This is a genomic window from Sphingomonas sp. Leaf38 (assembly GCF_001421825.1).
Classification (GTDB): Bacteria; Pseudomonadota; Alphaproteobacteria; order Sphingomonadales; family Sphingomonadaceae; genus Sphingomonas.
In genome coordinates this window covers 639288-651855 of record NZ_LMLD01000011.1, presented here as the reverse complement: position 1 = coordinate 651855, position 12568 = coordinate 639288, and the positions used below count along the sequence as shown (strand labels likewise).

At 67.8% G+C, this 12568-nt stretch carries 13 protein-coding genes; 9 read left to right on the top strand and 4 right to left on the bottom strand.

All coding sequences use genetic code 11. The annotated features are described in order from the left end of the window. From ASE88_RS10385 to ASE88_RS10375, 3 genes are all read right to left on the bottom strand, one after another. Nucleotides 1–1017, bottom strand: a 1017-nt coding sequence (locus tag ASE88_RS10385) for a glycosyltransferase family 4 protein (RefSeq protein WP_082466578.1), incomplete at its 3' end; no start/stop codon positions are given. Nucleotides 1018–1179: 162 nt separating this feature from the next. Then, nucleotides 1180–2064, bottom strand: coding sequence for a UDP-2,3-diacylglucosamine diphosphatase (locus ASE88_RS10380; protein ID WP_055873550.1), 885 nt, complete (start codon nucleotides 2062–2064; stop codon nucleotides 1180–1182). A gap of 536 nt (nucleotides 2065–2600) precedes the next feature. Next, nucleotides 2601–3632: an NAD(P)H-quinone oxidoreductase gene (locus ASE88_RS10375; RefSeq protein WP_235527901.1), complete on the bottom strand. Its 1032-nt coding sequence runs from the start codon at nucleotides 3630–3632 to the stop codon at nucleotides 2601–2603. A 73-nt stretch (nucleotides 3633–3705) separates the two neighbouring features. On the opposite strand from ASE88_RS10375, the gene ASE88_RS10370 reads away from it, so the two are divergent. From ASE88_RS10370 to coaD, 7 genes are all read left to right on the top strand, one after another. Continuing rightward, entirely contained in the window at nucleotides 3706–3900 is a 195-nt protein-coding gene (locus tag ASE88_RS10370) for a DUF1192 domain-containing protein (RefSeq protein ID WP_056477944.1), read from the top strand. Nucleotides 3901–4043: 143 nt separating this feature from the next. Then, nucleotides 4044–6362 carry an ATP-dependent Clp protease ATP-binding subunit ClpA gene (gene clpA, locus ASE88_RS10365; protein ID WP_056477942.1) on the top strand — a complete coding sequence of 773 codons (2319 nt, stop codon included), beginning with the start codon at nucleotides 4044–4046 and terminating at the stop codon, nucleotides 6360–6362. Between the two features lie 148 nt (nucleotides 6363–6510). Then, nucleotides 6511–8196, top strand: coding sequence for a sensor domain-containing diguanylate cyclase (locus tag ASE88_RS10360; RefSeq protein ID WP_056477940.1), 1686 nt, complete (start codon nucleotides 6511–6513; stop codon nucleotides 8194–8196). Between the two features lie 89 nt (nucleotides 8197–8285). Next, on the top strand, nucleotides 8286–8486 hold the full coding sequence (locus ASE88_RS10355) for a hypothetical protein (protein WP_055873565.1): 201 nt from the start codon (nucleotides 8286–8288) through the stop codon (nucleotides 8484–8486). 78 nt (nucleotides 8487–8564) lie between these two features. Beyond that, nucleotides 8565–8804 carry an exodeoxyribonuclease VII small subunit gene (locus tag ASE88_RS10350; protein ID WP_055873568.1) on the top strand — a complete coding sequence of 80 codons (240 nt, stop codon included), beginning with the start codon at nucleotides 8565–8567 and terminating at the stop codon, nucleotides 8802–8804. A gap of 13 nt (nucleotides 8805–8817) precedes the next feature. Then, nucleotides 8818–9708, top strand: coding sequence for a polyprenyl synthetase family protein (locus ASE88_RS10345; RefSeq protein ID WP_156348176.1), 891 nt, complete (start codon nucleotides 8818–8820; stop codon nucleotides 9706–9708). Between the two features lie 21 nt (nucleotides 9709–9729). Beyond that, nucleotides 9730–10236 (top strand): pantetheine-phosphate adenylyltransferase, encoded by a 507-nt coding sequence (coaD, locus tag ASE88_RS10340; protein WP_056477938.1) that lies wholly within the window; start codon nucleotides 9730–9732, stop codon nucleotides 10234–10236. 49 nt (nucleotides 10237–10285) lie between these two features. On the opposite strand, the gene ASE88_RS10335 is transcribed toward coaD, so the two are convergent. Further along, nucleotides 10286–11488 (bottom strand): penicillin-binding protein activator, encoded by a 1203-nt coding sequence (locus tag ASE88_RS10335; RefSeq protein WP_056479366.1) that lies wholly within the window; start codon nucleotides 11486–11488, stop codon nucleotides 10286–10288. A 10-nt stretch (nucleotides 11489–11498) separates the two neighbouring features. On the opposite strand from ASE88_RS10335, the gene rsmI reads away from it, so the two are divergent. Further along, a complete protein-coding gene (rsmI, locus tag ASE88_RS10330) occupies nucleotides 11499–12344 on the top strand; it encodes a 16S rRNA (cytidine(1402)-2'-O)-methyltransferase (RefSeq protein WP_156348137.1) in 846 nt (281 codons plus the stop codon). Continuing rightward, nucleotides 12344–12568: YraN family protein (locus ASE88_RS19515; RefSeq protein WP_235527966.1), on the top strand; the 225-nt coding region annotated here is incomplete at its 3' end. The genes rsmI and ASE88_RS19515, both read left to right, overlap by 1 nt.

Genomic DNA, 12568 nt, shown 5'->3' with positions numbered 1-12568 from the left:
CGCCAACAGCGCCCTTTCCAGGGGCACGAGCGCGTGGAGGAACTGGCGCGCGCTGGCGGGCCAGCTGTAGCGCGCAGCATAGGCGGCGCAGGTGACGCGGTTGCGCGTGAGTGCGGTGGCGATAGCGGTGTCGAGGTCATCGTGCATCGCGCCGACGCGGTCGTCGAGGACGTCGATCGGGCCGGTGACCGGGTAGGCGGCGACGGGCGTGCCACAGGCGAGCGCTTCGATCATGACGAGGCCGAACGTGTCGGTGCGGCTGGGGAAGACAAGGACGTCGGCGGTGCGATAGGCGGCGGCAAGATCGAGTCCTGCGCGCTGGCCGGGAAAAACCGCGTCTGGGAAGCGACGCATGAGCGTGGCGCGGGCGGGGCCTTCGCCGACGACGACCTTGGTGCCGGGGTGCGCGGAAGAGAGGAACGCCTCGATGTTCTTCTCGACCGCGACCCGGCCGACATAAAGCTGGATCGGGCCGGGTAGCGCTGCCATCTCGGGATCGCGCGCGCCGTCATAGCCGAACTGCGCGAAGTCGACGCCCCTTCCCCATTCGCGGACCTGATGCAGGCCCTGGTCCGCCAGCGTCCTGGCGACCGAGGGGGTGGAGACGAGAATCGACTGCGCGGGGCGATGGAACCAGCGGATGTAGCGCCAGATCCAGTCGGGGTTCGCGCCGGTCCGGGCGGCGATATAGTCGGGGAACTGCGTGTGATAGGCGGTGGTGAACGGGAGCGCGCGGGCCATGCACCAGGTGCGGGCGGCGAGGCAGACCGGGCCTTCGGTGGCGAGGTGGATCGCATCGGCGCCGAAGCGCGCCAGCATGCGACCGACCGCGCCGGACCGCGCGAAGGCGAGGCGGATCTCGGGATAGGTCGGGCATGGCATCGAAGCGAAGCGCTCGGGGGACACCACCAGGACCTGATGCCCGATCGCTTCGAGCTCGCGCTGAACCGCCTGGAGAGTGCGGACGACGCCGTTGACTTGCGGGCTCCAGGCGTCGGTGACGATCGCGATACGCATCTGTCTTCTCCTGCAGGCCCTCTCCCATCGGGGAGAGGGAGGGGCCCGGCCGGCGCAGCCGGGTGGAATGGTGAGGGCACGCTTTTCGCTAGCGCCGTGGACTTGCCTTCACCCGCGCCGCTGACGCGGCCTGCCCTCTCCCCACGGGGGAGAGGGTTCAGGTCAGGCGGCTAGCGTTACGACCTTGTCCCGCTCGCGCGCGGCGATCTCGTCGGCCCAGTGGAGCAGCTCCATGCGGCCGTCGAAATGCTCAACCAGCGCGGTGCAGCCTTCGACCCAGTCGCCGTCGTTGTAATAGGCGATGCCGGCGATCTCGCGCATTTCGGCGGTGTGGATGTGGCCGCAGACGACCCCCTCGACGCCACGGACGCCCGCCGCATGCGCGACGACTTCCTCGAAGTGCGAGATGAAGGCGACCGCGTTCTTGACCTTGGCTTTCGCGTGCTTCGACAGCGACCAATAGGGCATCCCCAGCCGCCGCCGCGCGCCGTTGACCCAGCGGTTGAGCCCCATCAGCATCGTGTAGGCGGCGTCGCCGATATGCGCGACCCAGCGGTGCGCGAGCGTGATCGCATCGAACTCGTCGCCGTGGAGCACGAGCAAGCGGCGGCCGTCGGCGGTCTCGTGAATCGCCTTGCGCCGGATCGAGATGCCGCCGAAGTCGAGCCCCGAATATTGGCGGAACACCTCGTCATGGTTGCCGGGGATATAGACGACGCGGGTGCCGCGCTTGGCACGCTTGAGCAGGCGCCAGAGGACGTCGTTGTGCGCGGCGGGCCAGTAGAATTTCTTCTTGAGCCGCCAGCCGTCGATCATGTCGCCGACGAGATACATCGTCTCGCTGTCGACGTGATCGAGAAAGTCGTTGAGCATGCCTGCGTTGCAGCCGCGCGTGCCGAGATGGACGTCGGAGATCCAGATCGTCCGGTACTGCCGGCGTTCGACGACCGGCTCTGGCTCGGCGGGCCGCGAGTGGATGAAGTCGGCGATATCGGCAATGTCGGCGCCACCGATAGCCAATGGCGGAAACGTCGTGACGGCGTTCATGGCGTTACCCCGCAAGTCTATCCCTTGGCGATGGTATAGCCGACCATTGTGACAGCGTGGTCGCAGTCCGGTGACCGTTCCAAGTCACTGGTGCGGTTGCCCGCGTCTGCACTGACCAAACGGAAGACGCTCGCGGTCTGCGCGGGTGTTACTGGCAGAAGAACGGGCGAAGTCGATGTGGCGATCGCCCCCGGCGGGGAAGAATTGACTGAAAGCGATTGTCGCAACGCCGGTCTGTCCCCTCATGTTGCCGCGAGAGCTCGGGATCCAGTCTGTGCTCCCGCCTTCGCGGGAGAACATGGGTTTGCGGGCGGCGTTTCGGACACGCTGATCCGGATGCAAGGTCCCACCCCGGCGAAGGCCGGGGCCCAATCGGGAAGGTCGCCGTCACGGACAACTGCGCTCGATCGGCAGCGTCCCCCAATTGGGCCCCGGCCTTCGCCGGGGTGGTGCGCTGGACGGGTGTCGGCCGTCGAACGGCGACACCCCGGCCTTGGCGACCGTGACGGGGGGCGAGTGCCCCCGTCACGGCGTCGTCAGGACATCGTCAGGACGATCTTCCCGACATGGTCGCCCGCTTCCATCCGGGTATGCGCGGCCGGGGCATCGACGAAGGCGAAGGTGCGGTCGATCACCGGCTTCAGCTTGCCCGCCTCGACGTGCGGCCAGACGGTGCGCGCGAGTTCATCGGCGACCAGCGACTTGAACGCGGTGTCGCGCGGGCGGAGCGTCGAGCCAGTGAGCGTCAGGCGGCGGCGCATGAGCTCGAACAGGGGGACGGTTGCCGTCGCGCCGCCCATCACCGCGATCGACACGTGGCGGCCGTCGTCCGCAAGGCATTGCAGGTTGCGCGGGACATACTCGCCGCCGACCATGTCGAGCACCGCGGCGACGCCCTTGCCGCCGGTGATCTGCTTCACGCGCTCGACGAAGTCCTCCGACTTATAGTTGATCGCGTGCGTAGCGCCAAGGCTGAGCGCGGCTTCGCACTTGGCCTTCGAGCCGGCGGTGACGATGATGTCGATCCCGAAGACGTTGCACAGCCCGATCGCCATCGTGCCGATGCCGCTGGTGCCGCCGTGGACCAGCACGGTATCGCCTTCGGTGGCGTAGGCGCGCTCGAACAAATTGGTCCAGACGGTGAAGAGCGTCTCGGGCATCGCCGCTGCCTCGACCATCGTCAGCGCCTCGGGGACGGGCAGGCACTGGCCGAACGGCGCGACCGCATATTCGGCATAGGCGCCGCCGGAGATCAGCGCGCAGACCGACTGGCCGATCTGTTCGTCGCCGACGCCATCGCCGACCGCCACGATCGTGCCGGCGATTTCCATGCCGAGGATCGAGGGGGCGCCGGGCGGTGGCGGATATTTGCCCTGACGCTGCATGACTTCGGGGCGGTTCACGCCGGCGGCGGCGACCTTGACCAGCACGTCGCCGGCGCCGGGCTTCGGCACGGGGCGATCGACGAGCACCAGGACCTCGGGACCGCCGGGCTGGGCCGGATCGATCGCCTTCATGACGTCAGGTAAACCCAAGGTGTTCGATTGATTGTCGGGTGTCGCGGTCATCTGGTCGTCACGTCCCTTTTGATGTGCCGGCCTTATTGACATCACTCGGGTGCGGGTCAACGTTACATAAATTATGGAACTGGACGACGCCCCTTCCCGTCCCGACGATCTGCTTGACGCACTGGTGCGTCAGGACCTCGATCCGTTGTCGGTTGCCGAGCTCGATGCGCGGATCACGGTGCTGCAGGGTGAGATCGCGCGATGCCAGATGAAGAAGGACCGGGCGGTCAGCCACCGGGCCGGCGCCGAGGATCTGTTTAAGCGGTGATCGCGCTCCCCGCCTCCACCCCTGCTATATTTAGGCAAGGCAGGAACGGAGAGCGCCGGGTTCAAGTGGTTGATGCGACCGATATCAGTTCCGACATAGTGGCAAAGGGCCTGCGGTTTCGCGGCCCGACAGGAGTAATGTAAATGCCATCATTTGCACCCGCGCTCGAGACCACGCTGCACAAGGCGCTCGAGGCGGCATCGGCCCGGCGCCACGAATATGCGACGCTCGAGCATCTGCTGCTCGCGCTGATCGACGACGAACATGCGTCGAAGGTCATGACCGCCTGCAACGTCGAGATCGCCGAGCTGAAGACCACCGTCGCGCAGTATCTCGACAGCGAACTCGACGCGCTGAAGGTCGATGCGGCGACCGACCCCTCCCCCACCAGCGGGTTCCAGCGGGTCGTCCAGCGCGCGATCCTGCACGTCCAGTCCTCGGGCCGCGACGAAGTGACCGGCGCGAACGTGCTCGTCGCACTGTTCAGCGAGCGCGAGAGCTATGCGGTGTATTTCCTGCAGCAGCAGGACATGAGCCGCCTCGATGCGGTGAGCTTCATCAGCCACGGCGTCGGCAAGGGCGGCCAGCAGCCGACCGAAGCCTCGACGCCCAAGGGTGCCGACGACGAGAAGCCGGCCAAGGGACAGGAGAAGGGCAAGACGGAAAGCGCGCTCAAGCAATTCACGGTCGACCTCAACGAGAAGGCCAAGGCGGGCAAGGTCGACCCCCTGATCGGGCGCGGACCGGAGGTGGATCGCACGATCCAGATCCTGTGCCGCCGGTCGAAGAACAACCCGCTCTATGTCGGTGACCCCGGCGTGGGCAAGACTGCGATCGCGGAAGGCCTGGCGCGCAAGATCGTCGAGGGCGACGTGCCCGACGTGCTGCTGCCCGCGATCATCTACTCGCTCGACATGGGCGCGTTGCTCGCCGGCACGCGGTATCGCGGCGACTTCGAGGAGCGGCTTAAGGCGGTCGTCAACGAGCTCGAGAAGCTGCCAGACGCGGTGCTGTTCATCGACGAGATCCACACCGTGATCGGCGCCGGCGCGACCAGCGGCGGCGCGATGGATGCATCGAACCTGCTCAAGCCGGCGCTCAGCGGCGGCACGATCCGGTGCATCGGCTCGACGACGTACAAGGAGTTCCGCAACCACTTCGAGAAGGACCGCGCATTGCTGCGGCGCTTCCAGAAGATCGACGTGAACGAGCCGACGATCGAGGACACCATCAAGATCCTCGCCGGGCTGCGATCGGCGTTCGAGGATCACCACAACGTCAAATACACCCCCGACGCGATCAAGTCGGCGGTGGAGCTGTCGGCGCGGTACATCAACGACCGGAAACTGCCGGACAAGGCGATCGACGTGATCGACGAGGTCGGCGCGATGCAGATGCTGGTGCCGCCGAACAAGCGCAAGAAGACGATCACGCCGAAGGAGATCGAGCAGGTCATCGCGACGATGGCGCGCATCCCGCCAAAGTCGGTGTCGACCGACGACAAGCTGGCGCTCGCCACGCTCGAGACCGATCTGAAGCGCGTGGTGTTCGGGCAGAATGCGGCGATCGAGAAGCTCAGCTCGGCGATCAAGCTGGCCCGCGCCGGCCTGCGCGAGCCGGAGAAGCCGATCGGCAACTATCTGTTCACCGGCCCCACCGGCGTCGGCAAGACCGAGGTCGCCAAGCAGCTGTCGACGATCCTCGGCATTCCGCTCCAGCGGTTCGACATGTCCGAATATATGGAGCGGCATTCGGTCAGCCGGCTGATCGGTGCGCCGCCGGGCTATGTCGGGTTCGACCAGGGCGGTCTGCTGACCGATGCGGTCGACCAGAACCCGCATTGCGTGCTGCTGCTCGACGAGATCGAGAAGGCGCATCCCGACCTGTTCAACATCCTGTTGCAGGTGATGGATAACGGGCGGCTGACCGACCAGCACGGCAAGTCGGTCGATTTCCGCAACGTCATCCTGATCATGACGACCAATGCGGGCGCGAGCGACATGGCGCGCGAGACGGTCGGCTTCGGGAACCTCACGCGTGAGGGCGAGGACGAGCAGGCGGTGCAGAAGATGTTCACGCCCGAGTTCCGCAACCGTCTCGATGCGGTGGTGCCGTTCGGGTACCTGCCGACCGAGGTGGTGGCGCGCGTCGTCGACAAGTTCATCCTCCAGCTCGAACTGCAGCTGGCGGACCGCGGCGTGCACATCATGCTCGACGAGGAGTCGAAGGCATGGCTGACGACCAAGGGCTATGACAAGCTGTACGGCGCACGGCCAATGGGTCGCCTGATCCAGGAGAAGATCAAGCAGCCGCTTGCCGAGGAACTGCTGTTCGGCAAGCTGGTCCATGGCGGCGAAGTGACGGTGAAGATGAAGGACGGCGCGCTGGCGTTCGCGATCGAACCCGCCGCGCCAAAAAAGCCCAAGAAGAAGGGCAAGGTGGAATCCGTCGACGCGAAGTAGTCGCGGTCGACGGCTTGACGAAAACAGCCCGCCGCCGGAGCGATCCGGCGGCGGGCTTTTTCATGCGGCCTGTTCGGGCGTCGCGTGATCGATGGCCTCTCTCCCCCGCATTTACCGATAATTGGGGATGCGCCGCTATAATGGTGGGATGGACCGCTTGGCCTTGCTCCGATGGATACTGAGCGCGTTCGCGCTTGCTGCTGGGCTTGCCCTCGCCGTGCCCGCCGCCGCGACCACCGGAACGCCGCTTTCGGTGTGCGTCCGCCCCGCCCTGCCCGCGCAGACGCCGGCCGCGCTGTTCGCGCAGCCACGCGGTTTCGATTGCACCACCACGCAGTCCCGGTTCGGTGGCGGCGATTTCTGGATTCTCTCGCAGCGGCTGCCCGCGATCGCCGCGGACGACCGCGATGCTACCGTTCGGATCGGCAGCACCTGGGTCGACCGGGTGACGTTGTACGTCCTGTATGCCGACGGATCGATCCGCCACACCGGCTTCACCTCGCGCACCGCGGGCCGGTTGCTCGGCCTCGGCGCGGTGATCAACCAGCCCATCCCGCATCACGCCGCCGCCCCGGTCCGGCTGCTGTGGCATATCGAAGGTGCCGCGAACCTGCGCGGGCTGATCCTCGGTCCGGCGCTAGCCGACCCTGCGCAACGCAACACCACCGAGATTCTGCTGGCCGCGCTGTACGGGGGGTTCGGCGGCATGGCGGTGGCGCTGATCGTCTATAATCTTGCCCTGTGGGGCGCGCTGCGGCAGGCGTTCCAGCCCGCCTATTGCCTGCTCGTGCTGTGCCTGCTCGCCTATGCGCTGACCTCGTCGGGGGCGCTTGGCCAGTTGCTGCCGATGCTCGACAACAATGACCGCCAGCGGTTCAACGCGCTCTTCCTCGCCGCGTCCGCCGCCGCCGCGCTGATATTCGCGCGCACCTTTTTCGAGCGCGCGGTATTCAACGGCGTGCTGCGACCGGCGAGCACGATCGTCATGGTGGCGCTGGCGACCACCGGGCTGGCCTGGGCGATCCTGGCGCCGTGGCAGTTCCATCTGCTCGACCGGTTGCTGGCCTGCGCCTATCTCGCGCTGCTGGTGCTTGTCCCCACCATCCTGATCCAGGCGTGGCGGGTGCGGAGCAATTTCCTGTGGCTGTTCGCGCTGGCCTGGGGCGTACCGATCGCGGTCGCCACGCTGCGGGTCGCCAACGCGTTCAACCTGTTCGCCTGGAGCCTGTGGCTCGACAATTCGACGATCCTGTCGATGGCGCTCGAATCGATGCTGTCGAGCATGGCGATCGCGTACCGGATCCGGCTGCTGAGCGTCGAACGCGATACCGCACGCGCGCAGGAAAACGCGGCCCGCGAGCTTGCCGATACCGAACCGTTGACCGGGCTGCTCAACCGCCGTGCATTCCTGTCGCGCGCGATCGGACGGCGGGGCGACCAGATGCTGCTGATCGCGGATATCGATCACTTCAAGCGCGTCAACGACCTGATCGGGCATGACGGCGGCGACGAGGTGCTGCGCGTGGTCGCCCGCGCGCTGTACAATTCGGTACCGCCGGGGGCGCTGGTCGCGCGGATCGGCGGCGAGGAGTTCGCGATCCTGTTCGAGGCGACCAACGCGGTCGCGCCCGGCGCGGTGCTCGAGCGGGTCCGCAGCCAGCGAATGCCGTTCGACATCGTCGTGACCGCGAGTATCGGCAGCTGCACGGGACCGTTGCTGAACGAAACCGACTGGAAACATCTGTATCACTGCGCCGACCGGGCGTTGTTCGCGGCAAAGGCAGCGGGACGCGATTGCGCGCGCGAGGCGCCGCCGGCACGGATCGCCGCCTGACCGGGACGCGAACGGTCGACGCCCCGCGCTCGGCTTGTCGGCGGTGGCGATTTGCGACATGGTCGCACGCATGACCGGGGGGACGCGACATGCGCAATCATAGGGGAACGCTGGTGATTGCGGCGCTGGTCGCGATCACCGCGCTCGCCGTCCGCCATCCGACCATCGACGTCCGGCTGGTCACGCATGACGTGCGCGACCCATCGCCGCACCGGATGCAGGCGGCGGTCGATTTCGGGCTGGTCGGTATTTCGGTGCTCTACACCTGGACCGTCAATCGGCTGCGGTGATCCGTACGCCGATCGGCAGGGCGATCCTTGGCCCCGCGTCCTTGACCCCCATCGCGTGCCTGCGCCATAGCGGCGGACATGGACACGCCGATCGAAGACCTCGCGTTCGAGGATGCACTGAAGGAACTCGAGCTCATCGTCGGGAAGCTGGAAAGCGGCGATACGCCGCTCCAGCAGGCGATCGAGCTGTACGAGCGCGGCAACAAGCTGCGCCAGCGTTGCGCCGACCGGCTCGACGCAGCGCAGGCGCGGATCGAGGCGATCCGGCTCGACGGCGATGGCAAGCCCACGGGCGTCCGCCCGTTCGCGGCGGGCTGACGCGGTGAGCGGTATGCCCCTCACGCTCGACGCCGCGCTTGCGGACGTCGCGGCCGAGATCGACCGACAGTTCGACCAGCTGCTGGCGATCCCCGACGATCCACGCGCCGACCTGTACCGCGCGATGCGGCATGCGGCGATCGGCGGCGGCAAGCGGCTGCGCCCGCTGCTGGTGTTCGCGACCGCCAATCTGTTCGACGTGGCGCGCGAATGTTCCGCGCGGGCGGCGACCGCGCTCGAGGCGATCCACGTGTATTCGCTGATCCACGACGACTTGCCGTCGATGGACGATGACGACATGCGCCGCGGCAAGCCGACCGTGCACAAGATGTTCGACGAGGCGACCGCGATCCTGGCGGGCGATTGCCTGCATGCGCTGGCGTTCGAGGTGCTCTCCGATCCGGCGACCCACGCCGATCCGTTCGTGCGGATCGAACTGGTCCTCGATCTCGCGCGTGCGGCCGGCCCGAACGGCATGGCGGGCGGCCAGATCATGGATATCGAGGCGGAGACTACGCGCTTCGACCTGAACACCGTCACGCGCTTGCAGCAGATGAAGACGGGCGCGCTGATCTCCGCCTCGGTCGAGGCGGGCGCGATCCTGGGGCGGCTGCCGCCCGAGGGCCGGGTGGGCTTGCGCGGCTATGCGCACGACCTGGGGCTCGCCTTCCAGATCGCCGACGACCTGCTCGATGCCGAGGGCGACGAGGCAGTCGCGGGCAAGAAGCTGCGCAAGGACGAGGTCGCCGGCAAGGAGACGTTCCTGTCGCTGCTGGGCCCCGCGCGCGCGCGCGAACAGGCGCGGATGCTAGTCGACCAGGCGATCGCGCATCTGCACAGCTACGGCAAGGAAGCCGACCTGCTACGCGACATCGCGCGCTTCGTGCTCGAACGCGACCGCTAAGCGCATCACCGGGAGTTCAACATGACCGCACGCATTGGTGTCTATCCGGGCACGTTCGATCCGGTCACGCTGGGCCATATGGATATCATCCGGCGCGGCGCGAAGCTGGTCGACCGGCTGGTGATCGGGGTGACGACCAATCCGTCCAAGTCGCCGATGTTCACGATCGAGGAGCGGATGGCGACGGTGCGGCGCGAGGTCGCCGACGTCGATGGCGATATCGCGGTGGTCGCGTTCGATTCGCTGCTGATGGATTTCGCCGAGGGGCAGGGCGCGAAGGTGATCGTCCGCGGTCTGCGCGCCGTCGCCGATTTCGAATATGAGTATCAGATGGCGGGGATGAACCAACAGATCAATCCGCGCGTCGAGACGGTGTTCCTGATGGCCGATGTCGCGCTGCAGCCGATCGCGAGCCGGCTCGTCAAGGAGATCGCGCTGTACGGCGGGAACATCGGGAAGTTCGTGCCCGAGGCAGTCTGCGCCGAGGTGGTTGCGCGAGTCGAGAAGATCGGCCGCAAGGGCAGCTAACAAGATTGGCGTATCGATCCCGCGGACGGGATCGATACGCCCTGCAATCTTATCTCCTGAACCCGGTCGGTGCGGGCGAGACGACGCTGGTCGTGCCGCCACGGATTTCCTTCACCTCCAGTGCGCGCTCGGCGACATTGTCGCGGCCGAAGCGGAACGCACCGTCGATGCCGGCGAAACCGTCGCCGTCGCGCAGGCGGTTGACCGGGAACGGCGTGCCCGGCTTCCAGTCGCGCGCGATTCGCACCGTGAGCAGCACCGCATCATAACCAAGGCTCGATAGGCGGTACGGCCCTGCGCCGAAGCGGGCGCGGTATTTGGCGGCATATTGGCGGTAGAGCGTGTCCGAGACGCTGGCGTACCAGGCGCCCGACAGCGCGGGCTTGGCGGCGATCGCGGTGTCCGAATTCCAGAGCTCGGTGCCGAGGATGCGCGTTGCGGCACCGCTGCCGCGTTTCACCATCGCCGCCGCCGTCGCCGCGTTCGCGCCGCTGTCGGCGATCAGCACCGCATCATACGGCGCCTTCGCCGCGAGCCGCGTGACCGCACCCGAGACCGCGCCGGGGGCACGTGCATAAGTCTGGAGCGAGACGACCTGGCCGCCCGCGCCTTCGACCGCGCGTAGGAACGCGGTCGAGGCGCGCTCGCCGTACAGCCCGTTGGGGACGAGCCCGGCAAAGTTGGTGACACCGCGTTCGCGCGCGAAATCGACGACGCGCGCGACCGACTGGGTCGGCACATACCCCATCAGATACGCGCCGTTGCCCGCCACGCCGAGATCGTTGGAGAAGCTGAGCACCGGGATGTTCGCGGCGCGTGCGATCGGTGCGACCGCGCGGACGTCGTCGGCGAGCAGCGGCCCGAGGATCAGCTGCGCGCCCTCGGCGATCGCGCGCTGCGCGGCGGCGGCGGCGCCGGTCGCGGTGTCGTAGTTGGTGATCCGGACCCGCTGGTTCTGCGTGTCGAGCAAGGCCAGCATCGTCGCGTTGGCGATCGAGGTGCCGACGCCGGCATTGCTGCCCGACAGCGGCACGAGCAGCGCGACGCGGTTGCGCTCGGCATCGCGCGGGATGCCGGTCTCGACGTCGATGCTGGGGCGATCCGCCGGCCGCGTCGTCGGACGCTGCTGCGACGGCTCGACCGGACCGCGCGGGACGATCGTCTGGCACGCCCCCAGCAGCCCCGCCGCGGCAAGCACCGTCCATCGCCCGAATCGGCGTGCCGATTGCCCTATCGTCGTCGCGTCTGCCATGACCGTCCCCATGAACCCTGAAACTCTTCTCGATCCCGGCCTCTACATCGTCGCGACCCCGATCGGCAATCTTGGCGATCTGTCGCCGCGCGCCGCCGACATCCTTGCCCGCGCCGACGTGATCGCGGTCGAGGACAGCCGCGTGACCGCCGGGCTGCTCCGCCACATCGGCACCAAGACGCCGATGGTGCCGTATCACGATCACAGTGCGGAAGGCGTGCGGCCGGCGCTGATCGCGCGGATGGCGACGCAGGCGGTGGCTCTGGTATCGGACGCGGGGACCCCGCTGATCTCCGATCCGGGCTTCAAGCTGGTGCGCGACGCGCGCGCCGCGGGCCATCTGGTGGTCACGATCCCGGGCCCGTGCGCCGCGGTCGCCGCGCTGACGCTGGCGGGCCTGCCGACAGACCGCTTCCTGTTCGTCGGTTTCCTGCCGTCGAAGCTGCACGCGCGGGCGGAGGCGATCGCGGAGGTCGCGACGATCCGCGCGACGCTGGTGATGTACGAATCGGGACCGCGGCTCGGCGCGTGCCTCGCCGCGCTGCTGGAGGGACTCGGCGACCGCGAGGCGGCGGTGACGCGCGAGATCAGCAAGAAGTTCGAGGAGGCGGTGACGGGGACGCTGTCGATGCTCGCCGCGCGCTATGCCGATGCACCGCCGCGCGGCGAGATCGTGATCGTGGTCGCGCCGCCGGGCGAGGCGCCGCCGGCGAGTGCGGCGGACGGCGATGCCGCGCTCACTGAGGCGTTGACGCGCCTCTCGACCGGGCAGGCGGCGAGCGAGGTGGCCAAGGCGCTCGGGCTCGATCGCAAGGCGCTGTATGCGCGCGCGCTCGAATTGAAGGCGAAGGGCTGATCCTCCCCTCCCCGCGCCCCTCCCGCCGGCGAAAGGCGAGCACCGCCGATCGACAGGTCGCGGAGGCTGCGGGGCGGCGTGGGGAGCGGCTCGCGGGGTGGTGGCTGCGGCTGAAGGGCTGGAGTATCCTCGACCGCCGCGTGCGGACGCCCGCGGGCGAGGTCGACATCGTTGCGCGCAAGGGGACGCTGGTCGCGTTCGTCGAGGTGAAGACGCGTGCGACC

Bases quoted from the DNA above. Each gene is read 5' to 3' on its own strand.
- ASE88_RS10380 (WP_055873550.1), bottom strand. From the start codon at position 2,064: ATGAACGCCGTCACGACGTTTCCGCCATTGGCTATCGGTGGCGCCGAC.
- ASE88_RS10375 (WP_235527901.1), bottom strand. From the start codon at position 3,632: ATGACCGCGACACCCGACAATCAATCGAACACCTTGGGTTTACCTGAC.
- ASE88_RS10370 (WP_056477944.1), top strand. From the start codon at position 3,706: ATGGAACTGGACGACGCCCCTTCCCGTCCCGACGATCTGCTTGACGCA.
- clpA (WP_056477942.1), top strand. From the start codon at position 4,044: ATGCCATCATTTGCACCCGCGCTCGAGACCACGCTGCACAAGGCGCTC.
- ASE88_RS10360 (WP_056477940.1), top strand. From the start codon at position 6,511: ATGGACCGCTTGGCCTTGCTCCGATGGATACTGAGCGCGTTCGCGCTT.
- ASE88_RS10355 (WP_055873565.1), top strand. From the start codon at position 8,286: ATGCGCAATCATAGGGGAACGCTGGTGATTGCGGCGCTGGTCGCGATC.
- ASE88_RS10350 (WP_055873568.1), top strand. From the start codon at position 8,565: ATGGACACGCCGATCGAAGACCTCGCGTTCGAGGATGCACTGAAGGAA.
- ASE88_RS10345 (WP_156348176.1), top strand. From the start codon at position 8,818: ATGCCCCTCACGCTCGACGCCGCGCTTGCGGACGTCGCGGCCGAGATC.
- coaD (WP_056477938.1), top strand. From the start codon at position 9,730: ATGACCGCACGCATTGGTGTCTATCCGGGCACGTTCGATCCGGTCACG.
- ASE88_RS10335 (WP_056479366.1), bottom strand. From the start codon at position 11,488: ATGGCAGACGCGACGACGATAGGGCAATCGGCACGCCGATTCGGGCGA.
- rsmI (WP_156348137.1), top strand. From the start codon at position 11,499: ATGAACCCTGAAACTCTTCTCGATCCCGGCCTCTACATCGTCGCGACC.